Genomic DNA, 6,516 nt, shown 5'->3' on the forward strand with positions numbered 1-6,516 from the left:
CGCGCCGGTGGCCGAGCGCGCCCGCCTGTCACCCGCCACCGATGCCGCCAGCCTGGTCACGGCCGGCATCGAGCCGACGCTCGCGCCCGCCATGCTCGCCGACAACGGCGTCACCACCGTCGACGGTCGCGCGGCCGCGGCCGCCGCGACCCTGGTCGACCTGGAGACCCCAGGCGCCGACACCGAGTACTGGCTCGGCTACCGGAACTTCTACGTCATCACGCGCTACAATCGCAGCAGTTTCTACGCCATGTCGGTGTTCGAGCTCGCCGAGGCGCTGCGCCTGGGCCGGCTGGTCGAGGAGATCCGCGCCGAACGCCGCTGAAGGATCCGCCCATGCCTGCAAGCGCCCCACCGCCGTCCGTCGATCCGACCACCCTGCGCCCCGCGCCGCTCGGCCTCGCCGACCTCGGCGGTGCGCTGCGCTTCGGCCTCGCCCAGTTCCGTGCGATCCCGCTGCTGAGCATGGGGTTCGCGCTGCTCTTCGTGGCGATCGGCGCGCTGCTCTTCGGCATCCTCGAGTTCGGCGCGATCGCACCGATGAGCCTGTCGCTCGCCGGCGGCTTCATGCTCGTGGGCCCGATCCTCCTCGCCGGCTTCTTCGGCGTCTCGGACAAGCTGCGCAAGGGCCGCAATCCCGGTTTCGGCGACATCTGGAGCGGCTTCCGCCAGATGCCGCGCGGCGGCTGGGTGGTGTCCTTCGTGTGCGGGCTGTTGTTCCTGATCTGGATCACCGACGCCGGCATCCTCTACGGCTTCATGGTAGGCCGCGAGCCGATCGGCTTCCTGCGCCTGCTGCAGATCGAGCAGATGGTGCTCGACTACGCCGGCTACAGCGCGATCATGGGCGGCTTGCTGGCCTTCATCCTGTTCGCGGTGTCAGCCTTCTCGATCCCGCTGATCTACGACGGCCGCGCCACCCTGGTCTCGGGCGTGGTGGCGAGCGTGCGCGCGGTCTTCGGCCGCTTCGGCGTGATGATGTGCTGGGCCTTCCTGCTCGCCGCGGTGATCATGGGCAGCATCATGGCGCTTCCGCTGCTGCTGGTGAGCCTGCCGGTGATGGCCTACGCGAGCCGGGATCTCTACTTTCGAGTCTTCCCGGAGGCTTGAGGCGCCCGCCTAGAGCAGCGCGTCGCGCGGGATGCCGCGGCGGCGCAGGATGCGGCGCAGCTGGCCGAGCGCCTCGAGCTGGATCTGGCGCACGCGCTCACGGGTGAGTTCGAGTCGTTCGGCGAGCTCCTCGAGCGTGAGCAGCTCGCACTCGTCGATGCCGTAGCGGTGGCGAATCACCATGCGCTGCTTGTCGTTGAGCATCGCGAGCCATTCGCGCACGAGGTGTTCGATCTCGGAGCACTGGATCTGGAGGTCGGCGGTGACCTGGTGCTCATCCGCGAGCGATTCGCCAATCGAGAGCGTCGGGTCGATGTCGAGCGGCGCATCGAGCGAGGCGGTGTGTTCGCCGAGCGCGAGAATGCTGCGCACCTCCTCGATCGTCTTGCCGAGGCGGTTCGCGATCTGCTCGAGGGACGACTCTCCGTTGCAGTCGGCCTCGATGTGGCGCTGCGCGCGCAGTACCTGGTTGAGCTCCTTGACCACGTGCACGGGCAGGCGAATCGTACGCGACTGGTTCATGATCGCGCGCTCGATGTTCTGCCGGATCCACCACGTGGCATAGGTCGAGAAGCGGAAGCCACGCTCGGGATCGAACTTCTCGAGCGCATGCATCAGGCCGAGGTTGCCCTCCTCGACCAGGTCGAGCAGCGGGATGCCACGGTTGAGGTAGTGTTTGGCGATATTGACGACCAGGCGCAGGTTGCGCTCGATCATCGTCTGGCGCGCATCGAAATCGCCCATGCGCACACGGCGGGCGATCGCGAGCTCTTCCTCGGCGGTCAGCAGCGGGTTGGCGCCGATCTCGTTGAGGTAGAGCTGGGTGACGTCGCTGAAGAACTCGTTCTCGACGACCGGCGGGGCCTGGAACGAGAACACCTCCACCTCGGGTGGAAGATCCGGTTCCTGCTGACTTTCCAGTTCATCAAGATTGACCGGTTCTTCCATCCTCACCCTCCTCAGCGTGCGGGCAGATATCCGGTCGGATCGACCGCCTTGCCCTGCTTGCGGATCTCAAAATGAAGCTTCGGCCGGTCGGCTTCCGAACTGCCGAGCTCGGCGATCTTCTGGCCCTGCGCGACCTGGTCGTCTTCCTTGACCAGCAGCTTGTCGTTGTGAGCATACACAGAGTTGTATTCCTGATTATGCTTGATCACGATCAATTTGCCATAGCCCCTCAGGCCACTCCCCGCATACACGACCTTGCCCGCAGCAGCCGCGTACACCGGCTCGCCGACCGCCCCGCCGATATCGAGCCCCTTGTTCGAAGCTTCGTTGAAGCCGGCGATGACGCCACCGGAGGCCGGCCACTGCCACTGCCCGGCCATCCCCGAGGGGAGCGTTTCCGCTGCGGCGGGCGGCGGAGTCTCGACGGGCGCGGGCTCGACCACCGGGGCACGGCCACCGACCGGCGCACGCACGGTCGGGACGGTGCCAGCGGCGGATCCGGTCGGCGGGATCGGCGTCACGACCGCCCCGCCCGCCCCCGGGATGACACCCGCCGAAGCCGACGGAGACACGCGCAGGGTCTGGCCGACGTGGATCTGGTCGGGATCGGTGATCCGGTTCCACGACACCAGGTCGGGCAGCGTGACGCCGTACTGGCGCGCGATACCGAGCAAGGTTTCCCCCGGCCGGACGGTGTGATAACCGGAGCTCTGCGCGATCGAACCTGCCGGTGCCGGGGAAACCCCGCTGCCGTCACGCACCGGCGCGGTCCCCTGCGAGGCGCAGCCGGCAAGCAGCGCGGCGGCGACGAGGGCGATGAGGGAAGGAGTGTTCTTGTGCATCGAAAAACCCGTGTTCAGTCAGTGCCCGCGATGAGGGGAACGAAGCGCACGGCCTCGCACCAGGTCTCGCGGAAGGTGTTGCCCTGGCGCTCGATCAGCAACAGGCGCTGTTCCGCTCCGCCAACCGGGATGATCAGGCGCCCGGCCGGGGCGAGTTGTTCCTTTAGTGCTGGCGGCAGGCCAACCGCCGCCGCGGCGACGACGATGCTGTCGAAGGGCGCCGCCTCGGGAAGACCGAGGCTACCGTCGGCAAGTTTCAGGCGTACGTTGGGCAGGCGCAGCGGCCGCAGGTTCGCGCGCGCGCGATCGAGCAGGCCGCGGATGCGCTCGACCGCATAGACCTCGGTGGCGAGCAGCGACAGCACCGCGGCCTGGTAACCACAACCGGCACCGACCTCGAGCGTGCGCCCGAGCTCGCGCCCGCTGCGCAGCAGCTCGAGCATGCGTGCCACCACGAAGGGTTGCGAGATGGTCTGCTGGAAGCCGATCGGCAACGGGGTGTCGTCGTAGGCGCTGAAGGCCAGCCCCTCGTCCACAAAGGCGTGGCGCGGCACCGCCTGCATCGCCGCGAGCACGCGCTCGTCGCGAATGCCTTGGGCGCGCAGCCGCTCGACCATGCGCGCGCGCGCGCGCGACGCCTGCCCGGGGTCGGATGCGCGCACGCTCACCGCTGCAACCAGTCGAAGACCGGCGCGATCAGGCCGGTGTGGGTGAGGTCGATCTGCAGCGGCGTGACCGACACGAAGCCGTTGGCCACCGCGTGGAAGTCAGTGCCCTCGCCCGCGTCGGCCGCGCCACCGGCGGCGCCCACCCAGTACACGGTCTCGCCGCGCGGCGTCTCGCTGCGCACCACCGGCTCGGCCTTGTGGCGCTTGCCCAGGCGGGTGACGCGGATGCCCTGCAGGCGCTCGTAGGCCACGTCGGGCACGTTGACGTTGAGGAGCACCGGGCGCGGGAAGGGATTGCGCATGAAGCGCTCGGCAAGGTCGCGTGCGACGCGTGCGGCGGCGGTGAAGTCGGTAGCCGACTTGCTCACCAGCGAGACCGCGATCGACGGCACGCCGAGCAGGAAGCCCTCGGTCGCGGCTGCGACCGTGCCCGAATACACCGTGTCGTCCCCCATGTTGGCGCCGTGATTGACGCCGGACACGACCATGTCGGGGAGATGGTCGAGCATGCCGGTGACCGCGAGATGGACGCAGTCGGTGGGCGTGCCATTGACATGATGGAAACCGTTGGAGGTCCGCCGAAGCGAGAGCGGACGGTCGAGCGTCAGCGAGTTGCTCGCACCGCTGCGGTCGCGCTCGGGGGCGACCACGGTGACCTGGCCGAGCGTGCCGAGCGCCTCGGCGAGCGCCGCGATGCCGGGAGCGAAGTAACCGTCGTCGTTGCTGACCAGGATGCGCATCTTGATTCCGTGCGGTTGGCTGCGAGGGGTTGCAAGGGCCTGCAAGGGGCGCCGCGGACCGGCGGGAAGGGCGATATTAGCATGGCGTACCGGGCGGCACGCCGGCGAACGGCGCAAACAAAAAAACCGGCCAGAGCCGGTTTGATTGATTGGTCGGGGCGGCGGGATTCGAACTCGCGACCCCTTGCACCCCATGCAAGTGCGCTACCAGGCTGCGCTACGCCCCGACACAAGCAGCCATTATAGCAGCGGTTTTCAGAAACGCCAGTATTTTTGCTGCGGAAGACTCGACCGGTGGCGCACCGCGGGGATCAGGCGCGCAACTCCCGCAGCGTGGCTGCGATCTCGGCGCGCACCTCGTTCAACGTGGCCTTGCACTGCACGAGCTCCACGCCATTCTCCTGCTCCTGGATCGCCGATTCGCCGAGGCGGTTGCGCGCGCCGGAGATGGTGAAGCCCTCCTGGTACAGCAGCTGGCGGATGCGCCGGATCAGCATGACCTCATGGTGCTGGTAGTAGCGCCGGTTGCCACCGCGCTTGACCGGCTTCAGCTGGGTGAACTCCTGCTCCCAGTAGCGCAGCACGTGCGGCTTCACGCAGCACAGCTCGCTCACCTCGCCGATCGTGAAATAGCGTTTCGCAGGAATCGGGGGCAGTTGCTCGCCACCGGGTTCAGGGCTGCTTGCTTGCATCGCTGAGTTGCTCCACCGCGGCCTTCAGTTTCTGGCTGGCATGGAAGGTGACCACGCGTCGGGCGGTGATCGGGATTTCCTCGCCGGTCTTGGGGTTGCGACCCGGGCGCTGCGGCTTGTCGCGCAACTGGAAGTTGCCGAAGCCGGAGAGCTTGACGCTGTCGCCGCGCTCGAGCGCCGTCCGGATCTCCTCGAAGAAGCCCTCCACCATGTCCTTGGCTTCACGCTTGTTGAGCCCGACCTGCTCGAACAGCAGGTCGGCGAGCTCGGCCTTAGTGAGGGTCATGTCAGGCTCCCGCGCCTCGCAGGCGCGCACCCAGCACGGTTTCGGCATGCGCCACGAGCAAGGCGATCGCCGCATCGACTTCGGCGTCTTCGAGGGTGCGTCGAGTATCTTGCATCGATACCTTGAAGGCAAGGCTCTTCTTGTCGGGGTCGATGCCCTTGCCCTGGTAGAGGTCGAACAGCGCGATCTCGCGCACGAGCACCGGCGCGGCCTCGCGCAGCACCTCGAGCACGCGCTCTACCGGGACGTCGTTGCCCACCACCAGCGCGAGGTCGCGACGCACCGCCTGCATGCGCGAGATCTCGGCATAGGCCGGGACGCGGTCCGCGAGCGCGGCGTCGAGCGCGACCTCGAACACCACCGGCGCGCTGCCGAGCTCGTAGCGCTGCACCCACACCGGGTGCAGCTCGCCGAGCACGCCGATCATGTGGCCGCCGAGGCGCGCGGCAGCGGCACGCCCCGGATGCAGGGCAGGATGCGAGAGCGGGGTGAACTGAAGCTCGCGCGGCGCAAACAAGGCCTCGAGATCGCCCTTCACATCGTAGAAGTCGACGTTGCGCGCGCGCTCGCCCCACTGCTCGGGCACCACCTGTCCGGCTGCGAGCGCGGCGATGTTCATCACCTGGTGAAAGCCGCGCACCGGCTCACCGTCGGCCTTGCGCTCGAACACGCGCGCCACCTCGAACACGCGCACGCGCTCGATCTGGCGCTTGCGGTTGGCGGCGAGCGTACCGACCAGGCCCGGAATGAGGCTGGAACGCATCACGCTCAGGTGGCTGGCGATCGGGTTGGCGAGGCGGATCGGGTTCTCGTTGGCGCAGAAGTCGCGCTCCCAGGCCTCCTCGACGAAAGCGAAGTTGACCACCTCCTGGTAGCCGCGCGCGGCGAGCAGGTGGCGCAGCGCCCACACCGGGCGCCCGCTCTCGGTGCTCGGCAGCATCATCAGGCTGCCCTGCGGGGCGACCGCCGGGATGTTGTCGTAGCCGTGCAGGCGGGCGATCTCCTCGATCAGGTCTTCCTCGATCTCGATGTCGAAGCGCCAAGACGGCGGCGTGACGAGGAAGTCGCCGCCGCTGCGCTCGACCTGCAGATGCACACGGCGCAGCAGGGCGAGCATGTCGTCGTCGCCGAGCACGATGCCGAGGACGCGGCGGGCACGCGCCGGGCGCAGGCGCACCGGGGCGCGCGCGGGCAGCGCTTCGGTGGCGACGGCCTCGACCACCGGGCCGG

At 68.4% G+C, this 6,516-nt stretch carries 9 protein-coding genes and 1 tRNA gene; 2 read left to right on the forward strand and 8 right to left on the reverse strand.

Annotated features, from left to right (window positions below):
* Window positions 1-325: lytic murein transglycosylase (locus C667_RS19045; protein WP_004376542.1), on the forward strand; the 325-nt coding region annotated here is incomplete at its 5' end.
* Window positions 326-336: 11 nt separating this feature from the next.
* Window positions 337-1,110, forward strand: a complete 774-nt coding sequence (locus tag C667_RS19050; protein ID WP_004376544.1) for a DUF2189 domain-containing protein — start codon at window positions 337-339, stop codon at window positions 1,108-1,110.
* A gap of 9 nt (window positions 1,111-1,119) precedes the next feature.
* On the opposite strand, the gene rpoS is transcribed toward C667_RS19050, so the two are convergent.
* From rpoS to C667_RS19090, 8 genes are all read right to left on the reverse strand, one after another.
* On the reverse strand, window positions 1,120-2,058 hold the full coding sequence (rpoS, locus tag C667_RS19055; protein WP_004376546.1) for an RNA polymerase sigma factor RpoS: 939 nt from the start codon (window positions 2,056-2,058) through the stop codon (window positions 1,120-1,122).
* 11 nt (window positions 2,059-2,069) lie between these two features.
* Entirely contained in the window at window positions 2,070-2,900 is an 831-nt protein-coding gene (locus C667_RS19060) for a peptidoglycan DD-metalloendopeptidase family protein (protein ID WP_004376548.1), read from the reverse strand.
* 14 nt (window positions 2,901-2,914) lie between these two features.
* The gene (locus C667_RS19065; RefSeq protein WP_004376550.1) at window positions 2,915-3,568 is read right to left on the reverse strand and encodes a protein-L-isoaspartate(D-aspartate) O-methyltransferase; all 654 of its coding nucleotides are present in this window, start codon (window positions 3,566-3,568) and stop codon (window positions 2,915-2,917) included.
* Window positions 3,565-4,308, reverse strand: a complete 744-nt coding sequence (gene surE, locus C667_RS19070; RefSeq protein ID WP_004376553.1) for a 5'/3'-nucleotidase SurE — start codon at window positions 4,306-4,308, stop codon at window positions 3,565-3,567. The genes C667_RS19065 and surE overlap by 4 nt, the downstream gene beginning before the upstream one ends.
* 150 nt (window positions 4,309-4,458) lie before the next feature.
* Window positions 4,459-4,535 (reverse strand) — tRNA-Pro (locus C667_RS19075).
* A gap of 84 nt (window positions 4,536-4,619) precedes the next feature.
* Window positions 4,620-5,000, reverse strand: a complete 381-nt coding sequence (locus C667_RS19080; RefSeq protein WP_004376554.1) for a MerR family transcriptional regulator — start codon at window positions 4,998-5,000, stop codon at window positions 4,620-4,622.
* Window positions 4,981-5,286, reverse strand: coding sequence for an integration host factor subunit alpha (locus C667_RS19085; RefSeq protein ID WP_004299096.1), 306 nt, complete (start codon window positions 5,284-5,286; stop codon window positions 4,981-4,983). The genes C667_RS19080 and C667_RS19085 overlap by 20 nt, the downstream gene beginning before the upstream one ends.
* A 1-nt stretch (window position 5,287) precedes the next feature.
* A partial coding sequence (locus C667_RS19090; protein WP_004376557.1) for a phenylalanine--tRNA ligase subunit beta occupies window positions 5,288-6,516 on the reverse strand: 1,229 nt, incomplete at its 5' end.

It is taken from the genome of Thauera phenylacetica B4P, from assembly GCF_000310225.1.
In the GTDB taxonomy this organism is placed as follows: Bacteria; Pseudomonadota; Gammaproteobacteria; order Burkholderiales; family Rhodocyclaceae; genus Thauera; species Thauera phenylacetica.